16 protein-coding genes are annotated in these 17,145 nt (G+C 75.2%); 12 read left to right on the top strand and 4 right to left on the bottom strand.

The window, feature by feature from the left end; translation table 11 throughout:
- Positions 1 to 58 precede the first annotated feature (58 nt).
- Together ACIA8Q_RS22735 and ACIA8Q_RS22730 are read right to left on the bottom strand one after the other, a co-directional pair.
- Entirely contained in the window at positions 59 to 1,090 is a 1,032-nt protein-coding gene (locus ACIA8Q_RS22735; RefSeq protein WP_387903982.1) for a methyltransferase, read from the bottom strand.
- Between the two features lie 76 nt (positions 1,091 to 1,166).
- A complete protein-coding gene (locus tag ACIA8Q_RS22730) occupies positions 1,167 to 2,252 on the bottom strand; it encodes a right-handed parallel beta-helix repeat-containing protein (protein WP_360211358.1) in 1,086 nt (361 codons plus the stop codon).
- A gap of 247 nt (positions 2,253 to 2,499) precedes the next feature.
- Here ACIA8Q_RS22730 and ACIA8Q_RS22725 point away from each other — a divergent pair, with 247 nt between their 5' ends.
- Together ACIA8Q_RS22725 and ACIA8Q_RS22720 are read left to right on the top strand one after the other, a co-directional pair.
- The gene (locus ACIA8Q_RS22725) at positions 2,500 to 3,441 is read left to right on the top strand and encodes a deoxyribonuclease IV (protein ID WP_360211360.1); all 942 of its coding nucleotides are present in this window, start codon (positions 2,500 to 2,502) and stop codon (positions 3,439 to 3,441) included.
- A gap of 166 nt (positions 3,442 to 3,607) precedes the next feature.
- Positions 3,608 to 5,704, top strand: a complete 2,097-nt coding sequence (locus ACIA8Q_RS22720; RefSeq protein WP_360211362.1) for an MMPL family transporter — start codon at positions 3,608 to 3,610, stop codon at positions 5,702 to 5,704.
- Positions 5,705 to 5,858: 154 nt separating this feature from the next.
- Here ACIA8Q_RS22720 and ACIA8Q_RS22715 read toward each other — a convergent pair whose 3' ends face one another.
- The gene (locus tag ACIA8Q_RS22715; RefSeq protein WP_360211364.1) at positions 5,859 to 6,080 is read right to left on the bottom strand and encodes a hypothetical protein; all 222 of its coding nucleotides are present in this window, start codon (positions 6,078 to 6,080) and stop codon (positions 5,859 to 5,861) included.
- Positions 6,081 to 6,671: 591 nt separating this feature from the next.
- On the opposite strand from ACIA8Q_RS22715, the gene ACIA8Q_RS22710 reads away from it, so the two are divergent.
- The 5 genes from ACIA8Q_RS22710 (at position 6,672) to ACIA8Q_RS22690 (ending at position 11,088) form a co-directional block, all read left to right on the top strand.
- Entirely contained in the window at positions 6,672 to 7,319 is a 648-nt protein-coding gene (locus ACIA8Q_RS22710; protein ID WP_360211366.1) for an HNH endonuclease family protein, read from the top strand.
- Between the two features lie 208 nt (positions 7,320 to 7,527).
- Positions 7,528 to 7,911 (top strand): peptidoglycan-binding domain-containing protein, encoded by a 384-nt coding sequence (locus ACIA8Q_RS22705; RefSeq protein WP_360211368.1) that lies wholly within the window; start codon positions 7,528 to 7,530, stop codon positions 7,909 to 7,911.
- 211 nt (positions 7,912 to 8,122) lie between these two features.
- The gene (locus ACIA8Q_RS22700; protein ID WP_360211370.1) at positions 8,123 to 9,220 is read left to right on the top strand and encodes an N-acetylmuramoyl-L-alanine amidase; all 1,098 of its coding nucleotides are present in this window, start codon (positions 8,123 to 8,125) and stop codon (positions 9,218 to 9,220) included.
- Positions 9,221 to 9,450: 230 nt separating this feature from the next.
- Positions 9,451 to 10,176 carry a peptidoglycan-binding protein gene (locus ACIA8Q_RS22695; RefSeq protein WP_360211372.1) on the top strand — a complete coding sequence of 242 codons (726 nt, stop codon included), beginning with the start codon at positions 9,451 to 9,453 and terminating at the stop codon, positions 10,174 to 10,176.
- 147 nt (positions 10,177 to 10,323) lie between these two features.
- Positions 10,324 to 11,088 carry a D-Ala-D-Ala carboxypeptidase family metallohydrolase gene (locus tag ACIA8Q_RS22690; RefSeq protein ID WP_396317603.1) on the top strand — a complete coding sequence of 255 codons (765 nt, stop codon included), beginning with the start codon at positions 10,324 to 10,326 and terminating at the stop codon, positions 11,086 to 11,088.
- 155 nt (positions 11,089 to 11,243) lie between these two features.
- Here the strand turns inward: ACIA8Q_RS22690 and ACIA8Q_RS22685 are convergent, their stop codons facing one another.
- Entirely contained in the window at positions 11,244 to 11,738 is a 495-nt protein-coding gene (locus ACIA8Q_RS22685; protein WP_396317602.1) for a helix-turn-helix domain-containing protein, read from the bottom strand.
- Between the two features lie 450 nt (positions 11,739 to 12,188).
- On the opposite strand from ACIA8Q_RS22685, the gene ACIA8Q_RS22680 reads away from it, so the two are divergent.
- From ACIA8Q_RS22680 to ACIA8Q_RS22660, 5 genes are all read left to right on the top strand, one after another.
- Positions 12,189 to 13,142, top strand: coding sequence for a DUF2690 domain-containing protein (locus ACIA8Q_RS22680; RefSeq protein ID WP_396317601.1), 954 nt, complete (start codon positions 12,189 to 12,191; stop codon positions 13,140 to 13,142).
- Between the two features lie 294 nt (positions 13,143 to 13,436).
- On the top strand, positions 13,437 to 13,625 hold the full coding sequence (locus tag ACIA8Q_RS22675; RefSeq protein WP_360211380.1) for a DUF1508 domain-containing protein: 189 nt from the start codon (positions 13,437 to 13,439) through the stop codon (positions 13,623 to 13,625).
- A 110-nt stretch (positions 13,626 to 13,735) separates the two neighbouring features.
- Positions 13,736 to 14,953 (top strand): glycosyltransferase family 1 protein, encoded by a 1,218-nt coding sequence (locus ACIA8Q_RS22670; RefSeq protein WP_360211382.1) that lies wholly within the window; start codon positions 13,736 to 13,738, stop codon positions 14,951 to 14,953.
- Positions 14,950 to 16,173: a glycosyltransferase gene (locus ACIA8Q_RS22665; RefSeq protein ID WP_360211384.1), complete on the top strand. Its 1,224-nt coding sequence runs from the start codon at positions 14,950 to 14,952 to the stop codon at positions 16,171 to 16,173. Before ACIA8Q_RS22670 ends, ACIA8Q_RS22665 begins: the two co-directional genes overlap by 4 nt.
- Positions 16,148 to 17,083, top strand: coding sequence for an SGNH/GDSL hydrolase family protein (locus ACIA8Q_RS22660; RefSeq protein ID WP_360211386.1), 936 nt, complete (start codon positions 16,148 to 16,150; stop codon positions 17,081 to 17,083). Before ACIA8Q_RS22665 ends, ACIA8Q_RS22660 begins: the two co-directional genes overlap by 26 nt.
- The last annotated feature ends 62 nt before the right edge of the window (positions 17,084 to 17,145 follow it).

Below are 17,145 nucleotides of genomic sequence, written 5' to 3'. Positions count from 1 at the left end.
CGACCGCCGGCCCCCGAGGGGGCCGGCGGTCGTCCGTTCCGTCGCGCGCGGGTGCCGCTCAGCCGCGCACGGTGGCCTCGAAGGCGTGCAGGTAGGGGTTGACGGGGCGGACGACCGCGACGTCCAGTCCGGCCTCCTCCATCAGTCGCACCATGCTCGCCTCGGAGTGCTTGGCGCCGCCGACGTTGAGCATCAGCAGCAGGTCCATCGCCGTGGTGAAGCGCATCGACGGGCTGTCGTCGACGAGGTTCTCCACCACCACGACCCGGGCCCCCGGACGGGCGGCGGCGACCACGTTGGCGAGGGTGCGCCGGGTGCTCTCGTCGTCCCACTCCAGGATGTTCTTGATGATGTAGAGGTCGGCGCGGACCGGGATGTCGATCCGGCAGTCGCCGGGCACCAGCCGGGCGCGGGCGGAGAACGCGCCGCCGTCCTGCAGCCGGGCGTCCGCGCCGGCGACCACCTTGGGCAGGTCCAGCAGGGTGCCGTGCAGGGCCGGGTGCTTCTCCAGCAGGCTGGCCAGGACGTGGCCCTGGCCGCCGCCGATGTCGACCACCGAGTCCACGCCGGTGAGGTCCAGGTACTCGGCGAAGTCCTGGGCGGACTGCCGGCTGGAGGTCGTCATCGCCTTGTCGAAGACCTTGGCGGAGTCGCCCCCGTCGCTGTGCAGGTAGTCGAAGAACTCCTTGCCGAACAGCTCGGGGAAGACGTTGCGGCCGGAGCGCACCGCCTCGTCCAGCTTGGGCCAGGCCTCCCAGGTCCACGGCTCGGTGCACCAGAGGGAGATGTAGCGCAGCGAGTTGGGGGCGTCCTCGCGCAGCAGCCGGGACATCTCGGTGTGCTCGAAGCGGTCGTCGGCGGTCTCGGCGAAGATGCCGTAGCAGGTGAGCGCGCGCATCAGCCGGCGCAGCTGGCGGGGTTCGGTGTCCAGGGCGGCGGCGAGGTCGGTGACGGCGGTCGGGGTGTCCCCGAGGGCGTCGGCCACGCCGAGCCGGGCGGCCGCGCGGACGGCCGCGGCGCAGGCGGCGCCGAAGACGAGCTCGCGCAGGCGCATCGCGGCCTGGGGACTGGTGGCGGGTGCGGTGGTCATGGGCGGTCTTCCTTGTCGACGGGTGGGGTGGCCGGGGTCGGGCGCGGTCCGGGTGCGGGGCCGGCGGGGCACGGGCTCAGCAGCGGCCGGAGGGCTCGGAGCGGTCGCAGGTGTTGCGGGAGAAGGTGTTGGCGCCGGCGGTGTCGCGGTCGGCGATGTCGGCCGGGCTGTTGCCGCTCAGGCGGTTGTCGGAGACGGTCGCCCGGGCGTTGGAGACGCCGACGACGCTCTTGAACAGCACGATGCCGCCGGAGAAGTCCGAGCTACCGACGTTGTCGTGCACCTCGTTGTCGGTGACCCGGGTGTCCTCGGTGCCGGTGAGCACGATGCCGGCGCCCTGGATGGCGCCCAGGCGCGGGTTGGCCGGGCAGAACCGGTTGTTGGCGACGACCCGGTTCTTCCGGACGTCGAGGTCCCCGGCCCGCGGGACGCCCTCGTCGCCGACCACGAACACGCCGCCGCAGTTGCCGGTGATCTCGTTGCCCTGGACGGCGAGCCCGCGCAGGCGGCGGACGGTGACGCCGACCCGGTTGCCGGTCAGCACGTTGCCCTCCACGACCGTCCCGCCGGTGTCGGGCGCGCCGCCCTCGCGGTAGGCGTAGTTGGCCAGGAACACGCCGGACTGGCCGTTGTCGACCGAGCGGTTGCCGACGATGGCGGCCCGGGTGGACATCTCCTGGCTGATGCCCTGCTGGGCGTTGTCGTGGACGTAGGTGGCGCGCACGGCCAGGCCGGTGGTGCCGCTGGCGTCGATGCCGTTCCTGGTGAAGCCGGTGACGGCGAGGGCCTCGACCGTGACGTCCGCCAGCGGGGCCGCCTCGGTGCCGACCACGCAGATGCCGTGCCCGGCGGTGGCGCAGGCGTTCTCCGTGCCGTCCCCGGGGGTGATCACGCTGGCCGGGCCGGAGCCCCGCAGGGTGAGGCCGGGCATGGTGATGCGGACGCTGCCGCGGAAGGTGCCGGGGAGGAGCTGGATCGTGTCGCCGGACTTCGCGGCGTCGACGGCCTGCTGCACCGATGCGCCCGCGGGGACGAGGTGCAGCGTGCCCTGCTCGGCGGCGTGCGCCGCGGGCACGGCGGCCAGGGTGGCGAGGGCGGTGGTCAGGGCGGTGGTGGCGGCCGCGGCGGCCGCGGCGAGGTGGTGGACCCGTCGCGTGGGCATGAGTGGTGACCTGTCTCTCCGGCGCGCTCGGGGATGCGGCCGGGGCCGGCCGGGCGGCGCTGTGGTACGCGGTGTGCGGGACTGGGACCGACGCGGCGCACGCGTTGACGCGCCGTGTGCGGGTGGTGACGGCCGGTGGGTGCGGCCGAGTCGACGCTAAGGGCGGCCGGGTGGGCCCGCCACCAGGGCTGGGCTGCGGGACTGACGGGCCGCCGCCGCCACCCGGCCGCGTGACATCCTCGGGGCCATGACCACCGCACCCACCGCGCCGCCCAACACCGTCCGCAACCCGATCGGCGCCCACGTCCCGGTGGCCGCCCGCGGGCTCGCCGGGACGGGCCTGGCCTACGCGCGGCGGGTCGGCGCCGAGACGGTGCAGGTGTTCGTGGCCAACCCGCGCGGCTGGGCCACTCCCCCCGGCAACCCGGCCCAGGACGAGGAGTTCCGGGCCACCTGCGCCGAGCAGGGCGTCCCCGCCTGGGTGCACGCGCCCTACCTGATCAACTTCGGCTCGGACAACCCCGCCACCCGAGAACGCTCCGCCGACTCGCTGCGCCACTCCCTGCGCCGCGGGCACGCGATCGGCGCGCTCGGCGTCGTCCTGCACACCGGCTCGGCCGTCGGCACCGCGCCCGGCGGCGGCTCCCGCCGGGCCGAGGCGATGGCCCAGGTCCGGGCCGACGTGCGGCCGCTGCTGGACGAACTGGACGCCCTCGGCGAGGACGCCCCCTGGCTGCTGCTGGAGCCGACCGCCGGCCAGGGCAACTCGCTCTGCTCCCGGCTGGAGCAGCTCGCCGAGTACGTCGAGGCGCTGGACGGCCACCCCAGGGTCGGCGTCTGCCTGGACACCTGCCACGCCTTCGCCGCCGGCCACGACCTCGCGGAGCCCGGCGGCGTCACGGCCGCGCTCGACGCGCTGGCCGCCGCGGCCGGCCCGGGCCGGCTGCGGCTCATCCACGCCAACGACTCCGAGGACGTCGTCGGCGCCCGCAAGGACCGGCACGCCAACATCGGCGCCGGGATGATCGGCGCGGAGCCGTTCCGCGAGCTGTTCGAGCACCCGGAGACGGCGGGCGTCCCGCTGGTCGTGGAGACCCCGGACCGCAAGCACGGCGGGGACGGCACCGGGCACGCGGCCGACATCGCCGTGCTCAAGGAGCTGCGCGACCGGGCCGCCGTCCACGTCTGACCCACCCGGGCTGCCGGGCGCCGCCACCGGTGCGAGGCTGGAGCGCGTACCGCCTCCGGCCCTGTGGGGGACTTCCCATGAGTGAGCGTTGCCAGCGAGACGTCCGACGGTGCGCGCGGGCGCAGGCCCCGGCCGTACCGGGCCGACCGGGCACCGGGGAGCGCCGATGAGCCCGGCAGGGCGGCTCGCCGCCCTGCCGTGCGGGCGCCGGGGCAAGTGGGTGGTGCTCGGCCTGTGGCTGGTGCTGCTGATCGCCACCGGCCCGCTCGCCGGGAAGCTGATGGGCGCCGAGGACAACCAGGCCTCCAGCTGGCTGCCCGGCGACGCCGAGTCCACCCGGGTGCTCACCGAACAGCGGGCCTTCCAGCCGGTGGACACCGCGCAGGCGGTGGTGGTGTACCAGCGGCCGGGCGGCATCACCCCGGCCGACCGGGCCGAGGCCGCCCGCGACGCCACGGCCTTCGCCTCCGCCCCGCACGTGGTCGGGCCGGTGGTCGGCCCGGTGGTGTCGGCCGACGGCCAGGCCATGCAGACCATCGTGCCGGTCGACATCGGCACCAACGGCTGGAACGACCTCAAGCCCGCCGTCGACAGCATGCGCAGCACGGCCGCCGACGGCAGCAACGGCATGACCACCCACGTGACCGGCCCCGCCGGGGTCGGCGCCGACCAGGCCGAGGCCTTCGCGGGCATCGACGGCACCCTGCTCGCCGCCACCGTCAGCGTGGTGATCGTCCTGCTGCTGCTCACCTACCGCAGCCCGGTGCTGTGGGCGCTGCCGCTGGTCTCCGCCGCCGGCGCGCTGATCGTCTCCCAGGCGATCATCTACCTGCTCGCCGAACACACCGGACTGACCGTCAACGCGCAGAGCGCCGGCATCCTGATCGTGCTGGTCCTCGGCGCCGGGACGGACTACGCGCTGCTGCTCACCGCCCGCTACCGCGAGGAGCTGCGCCGGCACGAGGACCGGCACGAGGCGATGGCCTTCGCCCTGCACCGGGCCGGGCCCGCCATCCTCGCCTCCTCGGCGACGGTGGTCGCCTCGATGCTCTGCCTGCTGATCGCCGAGATGAACTCCACCAGCGGCCTCGGACCGGTCTGCGCGATCGGCGTGCTCGTCGCCCTGGTCGCCATGCTGACCCTGCTGCCGGCCCTGCTGGTGATCGCCGGACGGTGGGTGTTCTGGCCGGTCAAGCCCGACTTCGACACCCCGGAACCGACCAGGACCGGCCGCTGGGCGCACATCGGGGCGTGGATCGGCCGCCGGCCGCGCACCGTCTGGATCGGCACCGCCCTGGCCCTCGCGGCCTGCTGCATCGGGCTGGTCTCGCTCAACGCGACCGGGCTCAGCACGGCCGGGAGCTTCACCGGCACACCGGACTCGGTGGTCGGCCAGCAGGTGCTGGAACAGCACTTCCCCGGCGGGACGGGTGCGCCGCTGACGATCATCTCGACCGAGGCCGGGGCCCCGGCCGTCCGGGCCGCCGCCGGAGCGACCGCCGGCGTGGCGGCCACCTCACCGCCGGTCGCCCACGAGGGGCAGGCGCTGTTCCAGGCCACGCTCACCGACCCGCCGGACAGCCAGGCCGCCAAGGACACCGTCGACCGGGTGCGGGCCTCCGTCCACGCCGTCCCGGGCGCGGACGCCAAGGTCGGCGGCAGCACGGCGGTCATCCTGGACGCCGGGCGCGCCGCCGCCGCCGACAACCGGGCGATCATCCCGCTGGTGCTCGGGGTGGTGCTGGTCATCCTGACCATCCTGCTCCGGGCGCTCACCGGGCCGCTGGTGCTGATCGCCACCGTGGTGCTGTCCTTCGCCGCGACGCTCGGGATCAGCGCCTTCTTCTTCGAGCACGTCTTCCACTTCGAGGGCCAGGACAACGCGTTCCCGCTGTTCGTGTTCGTCTTCCTCGTCGCCCTGGGCATCGACTACAACATCTTCCTGATGACGCGCGTCCGGGAGGAGGCCGTCCACCACGGCACCCGGCAGGGGGCGCTGACCGGCCTGTCCGCCACCGGTGGGGTGATCACCTCGGCCGGCCTGATCCTGGCCAGCACCTTCGCCGTGCTCGGCACGCTGCCGGTGGTGGGCTTCGCCGAGATCGGGTTCGCGGTGGCGCTGGGCGTCCTGATCGACACCCTGGTGGTGCGGTCGGTGCTGGTCACCGCGCTCACCATGGACATCGACCGGCACATGTGGTGGCCCAGCCGGCTCTCCCGGACGACGGGGCCGGGCGAGCGCGTCCCGGTCGAACAGGTGTGAGCCGGAACGCCGCGGCGGCCCGGCGGGGGTGACCGGAGGACCCCGCGGGAGGACGGCGGCGGCCCGGCGGGGGTAGCCGGAGCGGCGCCCCCGCCGGACAGGCGTGAGCCCGGGGACCGCGCGGCGGTCCCCGGGCTCAGCCGATCACGAGCGGTCAGCCGCCGATCTCGAACTCGTCCTCGTGCTGGTGGGCGTTGAGCCAGTTGGCGTGCGGGCCGAACAGGCCGACACCAGCCGAACCCGACTCCAGGCTGGCCGAGCTCGACGAGCCGGACGCGTGGTGACCGCCCGCCACGGCCGCGGTCGGCACCGCGACGACGGCGCCGACGACCGCCGTGACCACGGCGAGCTTGCGGATGTTCCCACGAAGCGACATCTGATGTCCTCTTGGTTGGTGTCTGGTCCTCGCCCCGGGCCCCCGACCGACCGGTGGACCGTTCGACGGCGCGGGCGGACGCCCCCACGGGGAGGCGCCGCGCCAAGGTTTGCACACGAATCCGCACATTCCGCACGGAACCGCAACCGGACTGGGGCATCCGGGTGATGACGCCCCTCCCCCGAGTGAACGCCTTCGGACACCCGGGCGCAGCGCGGCCGAGGCGGTCGGCCGGCCCGGGGCGCTCCCGCCGTCCGCACGGTCACGAGGGAACCGGTCCCGGGTCGCGGCGGCGTCCGCCGACGCCTCGCGCCGATCCCGCCGCCCCCACCGCTCGCGTCGATCCCACCGCTCGCACCGGTCGCGTCGATCCCACCGCTCGCGCCGATCCCACGGCTTCCACCGCTCGCGCCGCGGTCGGCGCGCGCTCGGCCGCGCGGCCGTCTCCCGTGCCGTAAGCCCCAATTGTCCCGGTCCGCACCGGAGGTCACCAGGAATTTCCCGTCCCGGGTCTACCCGCGTAGCCAAAGGGCCGACACACTAGCGCACGCAACTCACCAGTTTTTACTATCTGATGACGGAGCGTTCGCCATGGCCCCCTCCATATCCATCCGCCGGTTCCTGACCACGGCCCCCGCCGTCGCCGCGCTCACCGCCGCCACCGTGCTCACCGCGGTCGCCCCCGCCCAGGCCGCGCTGCCCACCCCGATATCCGCCGCCACCGCCCGCAGTTACCTCGCCGGGATGCCCGCCACCGCCGAGACCCACGGCGACAGCTACGACCGGACGCTGTTCCCGGCCTGGATCACCATCAGCGGCACCTGCGACACCCGCGAGTGGATCGTCAAGCGCGACGGCAGCAACGTCACCACCGACACCTCCTGCAAGGCCACCGGCGGCAGTTGGTCCTCCGTCTACGACAACGCCACCACCACCAACCCGTCGTCCTTCGACGTCGACCACCTGGTGCCGCTGGCGGAGGCCTGGGCCTCCGGGGCGTGGGCCTGGACCACCGCCCAGCGCCAGGCGTTCGCCAACGACGTCAGCCGGCCGCAGCTCCTCCTGGTCTCCGCGAGCAGCAACCGTTCCAAGGGCGACCGCGACCCCGCCGAGTGGCTGCCCCAGGCCTCGTACCAGTGCACGTACGCCCGGGCCTGGGTGCAGGTCAAGCAGTACTACAACCTCACCGTGGACAGCGCCGAGAAGACCGCGCTGACCGGCATCCTCAACAACTGCTGACGCCCCACCCGCACTTCCGGCCCGGCGCGGACCCCCGCACCGGGCCGGTGGCACGTCCCGGACCGCCGCGCGTCCCACGCCGCCGTCCCGGGACGCTCCGGGGACCGTCCCGGGACGGCGAACCGTGGTGGCCGGGGCCCTGCCGCTCCTAGCGTGGCGAGCGAAGGGTCCGCCGAGGGGGCGGACCGCACGAACCCCGAGGAGAACCGTGGTGATCCGTACCCTGGCCAAGCGCGCCGCCGTGGTGGCGGCGGCCTCCGCCGTCACCGTGACGATGCTGGCCGGCACCGCGAGCGCCAACACGCAGGTCGGCTACGTCGGTGACCACCAGGCCAACAACTGGACGGCGGTGTGGTGCGTCCAGCACGACATCAACCACTTCGCCCAGAACAGCTGGTACCCGCACATCGACGAGGACGGCTACTGGGGCCCCAAGACCAAGAACGCGGTGGTCTGGTTCCAGGGCCGGCTGATCAGCGGCGCCAAGTACGCCGACGGCATCGTGGGCCCGCGCACCGGGGACCTCCTGCTCGGCTACGGCGACGAGGACCAGGACGCCAAGTGCCGCGCCGCGCTGCCCACTTCCTCCTGACCGGAGCACGACGCGACGGCTGAGCCCGCTCCGCCCCGCCCCACCCGGGGCAGCGGCGCGGCCGATGCCGCCGCCCACGCACGCCGGTCGGCCGGGCGGCTCCCGGCCGACCGGCCCCCCGCACCGGACCCGCCGCCCCCGCGCCACCGACCGGCCGGGGGCGGCGGCCTTCCCGCCCACCTCCCGACAGCCAGGAAACAGGTACCACCCGATGACCCAGGACACCGCCCCGTCCCTCCCCGGCCGCCGTTCCGTCCTGGCCGGCGCGCTCGCGCTCGGCACCGGCGCCCTGCTCGGCACCACCCTGCCCGCCACGGCGGCCCAGGCCGCCACCGCCCGGCAGACCGCCACCGGACCGACGATCGCCGACACCGGCACGTGGGGCGCCCGCCCGTCCAGCAGCCCGATCAACGTGCTGGCCGGCGCGCCCGACAAGGTGATCGTGCACCACACCGCGACCGCCAACACCACGGACTACTCGCAGGCCGCCGCGTTCTCCCTGGCCCGCTCCATGCAGACCTACCAGATGGACAGCGAGGGCTGGATCGACACCGGCCAGCACTTCACCGTCAGCCGCGGCGGCTACGTCGTCGAGGGCCGCCACAACAGCCTCTCCACGCTGCGCAGCGGCACCCAGCACGTGGAGTCGGCGCACTGCACGTCGCAGAACACGGTGGCCATCGGCATCGAGAACGAGGGCACCTACAGCACCGTCGACCCGCGCAGCGAGCAGTACACCGCGCTCGTCGGCCTGATCACCTACATCTGCCAGCAGTACGGGCTGCGCGCCTACCAGGTCTACGGCCACCGGGACTTCAACAACACCGAGTGCCCGGGCGACCGCCTCTACGCGCTCATCCCGCAGATCCGCCGCGACGTGGCCGCGCGGATCGGCGGGGACCCGACCGGACCGGTGTGGCCGATGCTCTCCAACGGCGCCTCCGGGGAGAAGGTCAAGACCCTCCAGTACCTGCTGGTGCAGCACGGCGCGACCCTGACGGTGGACGGCTCCTACGGCCCCGCCACGCAGGCCGCCGTCACCGCCTTCCAGAACACCACGCACGCCGCCGCCGACGGCGTCGCCGGCAACCAGACGTGGAGCCAGGCCGTCTCCCCGCTCACCCGCGGCGCCTCCGGCAGCGCGGTGACCGCCGTGCAGAGCCAGCTCGTCGCGCACGGCGTCGCGCTGACGGTCGACGGCTCCTTCGGGCCGGGCACCCAGGCCGGCGTGGTGACCTTCCAGAAGTCGGCGGGCCTGCCCGCGGACGGCGTGGTGGACGCCCGCACCTGGAGCCGGCTGCTCGCCTGACACCCCGCTCCCCTCACCGTTCCCCCGCCCCGCACGGACTCCGACGCCGTGCGGGGCGGGCCGCGTCGGCGCCCGAACCGGCCTGGTCAGCAGCTGTCTCCACCGAACCGGCCGGGGTGTCTCCACCCGCAGGTGGGACGTCCCAGGGACGCCGTGAAGCCTGGTGGGACGCCCCGGCGGCACGGAGAGTTGGCGGCACCGCCTGATCACCCGACAGGCACCCGGAGGGGATGACCGTGATACGAATCTCGGCCGCGCGCGGAGCCGCCGCAGCCACCCTGGCCTTCGTCACCCTGGCCCTGCTGCCCGCCCAGGCACAGGCGCAGGACTCGACCACCTGGGTCCAGCGCAACCTGGCCGGCATCGGCTACCTGCCCGCCAGCGGCGTCGACGGCACCTACGGCCCGAACACCAAGGCCGCGGTGCGCAGCTTCCAGCACGACAACGGGCTCGACGAGGACGGCGTCTACGGCGCGCGCACCGAACTCGCCCTGCACAACAAGGTCGCCGAGGTCCAGCGGGCCGTCGGCACGAGCGCCGACGGCGCCTACGGCCAGGGGACGGCCGGCGCCGTCACCAGCTGGCAGGGCGGCCACAGCCTGGACGCCGACGGCGTCGCCGGACCGGCCACCATGAACGCGCTGCACGTCGCCCGGACGGTGCAGATCACCGCCCAGTGGAAGTTCGGCAGCCACGGCTGGAGCGTCAACGGCCAGTTCGGCTGCCTGGACCAGATCTACGTCCACGAGAGCGGCTGGAAGGTCTACGCGACCAACCCGTCCTCCGGTGCGTACGGCATCCCGCAGGCGCTGCCGGGCACCAAGATGGCCTCCGCCGGCTCCGACTGGCAGACCAACCCGGCCACCCAGCTGGCCTGGGGCCTGGACTACATCAAGAGCCGCTACGGCGACCCGTGCTCGGCGTGGAGCTTCTGGCAGTCCCACAACTGGTACTGACCGGACGGGCACGACGCCCGCACCCTCCTGCGCCTCCCGCACCTCCCGCACCTCCCGCACGTCCCGCAGCTCCCCGGGCCCGCCCGGGGAGCTCCCGGCCGCAACCGGACCGGCACCGCCCACGGAACACTCCCCGAGGAGACCGATGTGAACAGCACTCCCCTCGACCGCCGCTCGCTGCTGCGCTACGGCACCGGCGCGGTGGCCGCAGCCGGAATCGCGGCGCTCACCGACGTGGCCCTCGCCCGCCCCGCGGCCGCCTACGGGTGGTCCGGCAACCTCGGCCAGGGCTCGTCCGGCGCCGCCGTGACCGAACTCCAGATCCGCGTGGCGGGCTGGGCGGCGGACTCCGCCTCCCAGACCTACGTGGCCGTGGACGGCTCCTTCGGGCCCGGCACGGCCGCCGCCGTGCGCCGCTTCCAGGCCGCGTACGGGCTGAGCGCCGACGGCGTGGCCGGCCCGCAGACCTTCGGGGCGCTGAACGCGCTCGAGAAGTCGGACGGCTCGACCGCCCACTTCAACTGGTCGGAGTTCACCAGCCACGACGGCGCGGGCTTCGGCGGCGGAAGCGTCGGCTCCGGCGAGGTGCGGGAGAACGTCCGACGCACCATGTACAAGCTGGAGGCGCTGCGGAAGAAGGCCGGCGACCGGTCGATCACCGTCAACTCCGGATTCCGCAGCACCTCGTACAACGCCCAGGTCGGCGGCGCGGCCAACTCGATGCACACCTACGGCGTCGCCGCGGACATCGCCGTGTCGGGCCTCTCCACGCTCGCCGTCTACCGGATCGCCGAGACCTGCGGCTTCTCCGGCCTCGAGACGTACACCGTCTCGTGGCAGCACGTGGACAGCCGTGTCGAGCACGGCTCCTACGGGTCGGGCTCCTGGTGGTGGCAGGACGGCGTCGCCTGACGCCCCGGCCCCTGCCCTGCCCTGCGCGGGGCGTGCGACGCGAGCGGCCCGTGGGCCCCGACCCCTCGCAGGGGGTCGGGGCCCACGGGCTTCGCGCGTGCGGCGCTCGCGGCGCCTGCGGCGCCTCGGGTGCGTGCGGCGCGGCCGCGCGGCGGTCAGGCCCCGCGGCGGAACACCCGCCTGCCGGTGACGGCCAGTGCCACCCCCGCCGCGACCGTCAGGCCGAGCGGGACGGGCGTCCGCAGCAGGTACCCCAGCCGGCCGTCAGTGCGCGCTGCCCACACACTGCCGCCGGCTCCGACCGCCGCGGACCCGGCCGCCGCCCTGCCCTCGGCCGCACCGCCGGCCGCTCCGCCGCCCGCTCCGCCGTCCGGATCCCCGTGAGCCGTGCGGCAGGCCTCCGCCCTGTTCCAGAGGTCGAGCAGACGCCCCGTGTCGCCCGCGCAGACGCCGGCGATGCTCTCCACGGCGTCCCGCGGCGGGAACTGCTTGCCGTTCACCCACCGCTCCCACGAGGACTTCGCGTAGTGCGTGCGTTCGCTGATCCCCGCGTACGTCAGGCCTGACCTGGCCTTCAGCAGCTGGAGTTCCCTGGTGAGCTCCCCGGCCGGGGCCGGAGTCGTGTTCTCGGCTGCCTGTCGGCTGCCCATGCTGTGTCCCCCGCTTCGTTCTGACGTGATCCGAGGTGATCGGTGTGGTGTCGTGAGGCCGTCGTCCCCGTCCTTCCGTCGGCGGCCCCTGCTCATCAGAGTGCTCTCCCCGGCTCCGGTGTTACCGGCAGGTTCAACTTTGCGACATCGGCAGGGCAGATTCGAGCCGCCGTCCGGCGCCCCACCCGTCTCCGGGACGTCTCACCGCCCCGAGCTGCGACTTGAGACGCCGACCCGGATCAAGTTGAGACACCACCGGCATACGGAGGGTGACGCTCCGTCCCCGGATCGACCGGACACGACCGGGTTCGACCGGGATCGAGCGGTCTCGACCGAGCTCCACCGGGAGGGATCGAAGACGGTCCGAATACCTCCGCTTTACGAAGTAGCCTGAAAGGCGATCAGTTTTTCCGCGCCCCGCGCCGACACGTCCCACGAGGTAATCACGCCATGAGCAAGGGCTGGCAGCCGTTCCCTGACGATCTCTCGGACGAATCCCGGGCACTGGCCGAAGAGCTCCGCGCGGTCAAGGACGCGCACCGGCTGTCCTTCGCCGACCTCGGGCGCAGGACCGGCCTCAGCAAGGCCTCCTGGGAGCGGTGGACGAACGGGAAGCGCCTCATCGGCGAGCAGGCCCTGGACGCGCTGATCGCCGCGGTGGAGTGCGACGGCGACCGGCTGCACGCGCTGCTGCGCCGGGCCGAGGCCGCCCGGCAGCCGGGGTCCGCCGATCCCGGGGAGTCCGGCGCGGCGGCCGACGGGCGGTCCGTCGGGCAGTCCGACGGGCGATCCGCCGCGGAGCCGGTAGCCGAAGCCGTGCCGGCCGTGGCGGCCGTGGTCGCCCCGCCGGTGGTCGCCCGCCGGTGGCGGCCCGCCGCCCTGCTGGGCCTCGCGGTCGCCGCCGTGCTCGCCCTCCTCGCCGTCCTCTCCCCCGGCGACCGGGGCGACCGGCAGGACCGGGCGGCCCCGCCGCCACCGGCGACCGCCACGGACACCGGACCGGCGCCGCTGTGCCAGGGCACGGGGTGCGAGGGCAAGGACCCGCACGCCATGGGGTGCGACGCCGACGAGCGCACCGTGATGACCGGCAACGTGGGCAAGGTGATCCTCTACGTCCACTACAGCCACCGCTGCCGCGCCGCCTGGGCCGGGATCACCGACGGCGGCCCGGGCGACAGCGCCACCATCACCACCGGCACCGGCCTGCACGAGACCGCCCTCATCCACTGGGGCTACGACAACTACTCGGCCATGGTCGACGCGAGCCCCGCCGACACCACCCTGCGCGTGTGCGGCACCCAGCAGAACGGCAGCGCCTGCACCGAGACCGTCAGCGACCCGGCCACCCGGGCCGCCGTCCTGACGCGGTCCGCCGACCCGGAGGCCGCACCCACCGACCGGTGACCCCGGGCGTCCCTTGGGACGCCGTCCCCGTCCCAAGGGACGCCCGGACGTCCGGCGCCGGATCCGCCCTCCGGCCGCCCGCCCGCCGTCGGGACCTGCGGCCACGGCGCTCCCACCACCCGCTGACGACCCGTCGGTCGGCAGGTGGTCCGCACACCCGCCCCGGGCCGTTCCCGCTCCCCGGGGCCGGCGAGCGCCTCCTGACCCGAACGGGTCCGGTCGGCGGGCGGGCCGACGGGACGGGTCCTAGGTTGCGGTGTGTGGGGGTTACCTGAGCGAGAGGTGTCGACTGGCATGGCTGGCAAGTTCGAGCTGTACACGGACGAGAGCGGGATGCACCGGTTCCGGCTCAAGGCGAGCAACGGGACCATCGTGGTCACCGGCGACCCGCAGGAGAGCAAGGACGACTGCCTCAGGAGCATCGAGTCGATCCGCAAGCTCGCCCCGTACGCGGAGCTCAAGGAGTCCGCCGGGTCCCTCTGAGGCGGTGCGGCACGGGAACGCGGGTCGGCGGTGCAAATCGCCGACCCGCGTTCGCTTGTTCGACAGATCCCTTTGGCCGGGTGCACGCCGGACGCGGACAGAACGATGGCATGCGCGTCGTCATCGTCACCGAATCCTTTCCGCCCGAGGTCAACGGAGTCGCCCACAGCGTGCTGCGGACGGCCGAGCACCTGGCCCGCCGGGGCCACCAGCCCCTCGTCGTCACCCCCGCCCCCGCGCGCGGTGCCGAGTGCCCGCCGCACACCTTCGGCGGCGCCGGGGAGGTGGAGCTGCCGGTGGTCCGCATCCCGTCGGTGCCCCTGCCCGGGTACCCGCAGGTGCGGATCGCGCTGCCGAGCCGGCACCTGGCGGCAGCCGTCGCCGGACACCGGCCCGACATCGTGCACCTGGCCAGCCCGTTCGTGCTCGGCGCCCGCGGGATGCAGGTCGCGACCCGGCTCGGCGTGCCCGCCGTCGCCGTCTACCAGACCGACCTCGCCGGGTACGCGCACGCCTACCGGGCCGGGCGGGGCCTCGGGGAGGCCGCCGCCTGGCGGCGGATCCGCGCCGTCCACCGGGCGGCCGCCCGGACCCTGGCGCCCTCCACCCCCGCCGCGCAGGACCTCACCGCGCACGGCGTGCCCCGGGTGCAGCTGTGGCCGCGCGGAGTCGACTCGGCGCGCTTCCACCCCCGCCACCGGGACGAGGCGCTGCACCGGGCGCTCGCCCCGGGCGGCGAGGTGCTCGTCGGGTACGTCGGGCGACTGGCCCCCGAGAAGCGGGTCGACCTGCTGACCGCCGCCTCCGCACTGCCGGGCGTGCGGGTGGTGGTGATCGGGGACGGACCGTCCGCGCCCGGGCTGCGGGCCTCGATGCCGGGCGCGGTCTTCCTCGGCCGCCGCACGGGTGAGGAACTCGCCCGCTGCTTCGCGACCCTGGACGTGTTCGTGCACACCGGCCCGCTGGAGACCTTCTGCCAGACCATCCAGGAGGCGATGGCCAGCGGGGTACCCGTGGTCGGCCCCGCCGCCGGCGGCCCGCTGGACCTGGTCGCACACCACCGGACCGGCCTGCTGGTGCCGCCGCGGGACGGCGCCGCCGTCGCCCGGGCCGTCGCCGAACTGGCCGCCGACCCCTCCAGACGGGCCGCCTACGGGCGGGCCGGGCGGGCCGAGGTCACCGCTCGGACCTGGGAGGCCGTCGGCGACCTGCTGCTGCGGCACTACGCGGAGGTGCTCGCCGAGCACCACGGCGTGCCGCTGCCCCCGGTCGTGGACTCCCCGGCGGCGACCGCGCCGGCCGTGCTCGCGGAGGAGCTGCCGGCATGACCACCCCGTTCGACCCGACCGGCGAGGGCGGCCCGGGCGGCCGCGAGGCGCTGACCATCGTGCGGCTCGCCAACTTCGTCACCCCGGTCTCCGGCGGGCTGCGCACCGCGCTGCGCCACCTCGGCGCCGGCTACCTGGCCGCCGGACACCGGCCGGTGCTCGTCGTGCCCGGCGAACGGCGCCACGAGCAGCAGACCGAGCAGGGCCTCGTCGTCACCCTGCCCGGACCGGTCCTGCCGGCCAGCGGCGGCTACCGGGTGCTCACCGACCGACGCGCCGTCGCCGCCGAACTCACCCGGCTGAAGCCCGACCGGCTGGAGGTCTCCGACCGCACCACGCTGCGCTGGACCGGCGACTGGGCACGCCGGCACGGCGTCCGCTCGGTGATGGTCTCGCACGAGAGCGCCGCCGGCGTCCTGCGCACGTGGGGGCTGCCCCGGCCGCTCGCCGACATCGCCGCGGACCGGCTCAACGCGGCCACCGCACGCGCCTACGACGCGGTGCTGTGCACCACCGGGTGGGCGGCCGCCGAGTTCCGCCGGATCGGCGTGCCCAACCTGGTCCGCGCCCCGCTCGGCGTGGACCTGACGGCACTGCAGCCCCTGCCACCGGCCGCCCGCGCGGCCGAGCGGGCCCGCTACGCCGAACCGGACCAGCCGCTGCTGGTGCTCTGCTCCCGGCTCTCCGCCGAGAAGCGGCCCGAGCGGGCGGTCGAGGCCCTCGCCGCGCTCCGGGCCCGCCGGGTGCCCGCCGTCCTGGCCGTGGCCGGCGCCGGACCGTTGCGCGAGCGCCTGGTCGGCCGGGCCGACCGGCTGCGGTTGCCGGTGCGCTTCCTCGGGCACCTCGACCGACAGGAGGCGCTGGCCCGGCTGCTGGGCTGCGCGGACGTGGTGCTCGCACCCGGCCCGGTGGAGACCTTCGGGCTGGCGGCGATGGAGGCCCTGGCCTGCGGCACTCCGGTGGTGGTCAGCCGTTCCTCCGCGCTGCCCGCGCTGGTCGGCCGGGCCGGGGTGGCGGCCGCGGACACCGGCGCCGGCTTCGCCTCGGCGGTGCGCGAGGTGCTGGCCCGTCCGGAGGAGGCGCGGCGGTCCGCGGCCCGGGCGCAGGCCGAACGGTACGGCTGGCCGGCGGCGGTGGAGGCCTTCCTGGCGGCCCACGGGGTACCGGGCCGCGGCGTGGCGGAGGAGGGGCGGGATGGACGTGCTCGGCACCGGGCCTGACCGGGCTCCGGGCAGCCGGGCGGTGGACAGGCCCGTGGCGGACGGCCCGGCCGTGGACGGGGGGCGATCGGCTGCCGGTCGGCCGGTGGTCCGGTTCGTCGCGCTCGGGGACTCGTTGACGGAGGGTGTCGGGGACCCGGTCGCCGGGGGCTGGCGCGGCTGGGCCGCCGTCCTGGCGCGGTCCCTGGCACCCGAGGGCCAGGACGTCGATTTCACCAACCTGGCGGCCAGCGGGGCGCTCACCGCGGACCTGACGACCCGCCAACTGCCCGCCGCGCTCGCGCTGCGCCCGGCGGTCGCGGCCGTGGTGGTCGGCGGCAACGACACGCTGCGGGCGGGCTTCGACATCCGCCGCACCGCCCTGGAGCTGGACTCCACGCTGGGCGAGCTCTCCGCCCACGGCGCCGTCCTGCTCACCGCCTGCCTGCCCGACCCGGGCACCCTGCTCCGGCTGCCCGCGCCGCTCGCCCGACCACTGGCGCGGCGGATGCAGGCCGTCAACACCGTGGTGCACGCCCTGTCCGCGCGTCACCGGGCGGTCCACCTGCACCTCGCCGACCTGCCCTGGTGCGCTCGGCGCCACCTGCTGAGCGCCGACCGGCTGCACCCCAGCGCCGAGGGCCACCACCTCATCGCCCACCGCTTCCACGCCCGGCTGGCCTCCCTCGGACGCCCGCTCGGGCCCCCGCCCGCCACCGCTCCCGCCGAACCTCCGCCCGGCCGTGCCGCGGACCTCTGGTGGATGGCCACCCGGGGCACCCGCTGGGTCGCCGCCCGCAGCGCCGACCTCCTGCCGGGTCTGCTCGCCCTCGCCGCCGTCGAGGGCGCCGCCCGGCTGCGGGGCACGAGCGGACGGCACGACGAGCAGATGGCCCGGGCGACCGCCCAGGCGCTGGCCTCCCTGGGGTGACGCCCGGGGGCTCCGGCGGCCTCACCGGTCCGACGGCCCCGGACGGACCCGCGGTCGTGTGG

The organism is Kitasatospora sp. NPDC051705, from assembly GCF_044453265.1.
Lineage (GTDB): Bacteria > Actinomycetota > Actinomycetes > Streptomycetales > Streptomycetaceae > Kitasatospora.
Note: the sequence above shows the minus strand (reverse complement) of the source record. Positions and strands in the feature narration are given on the sequence as shown.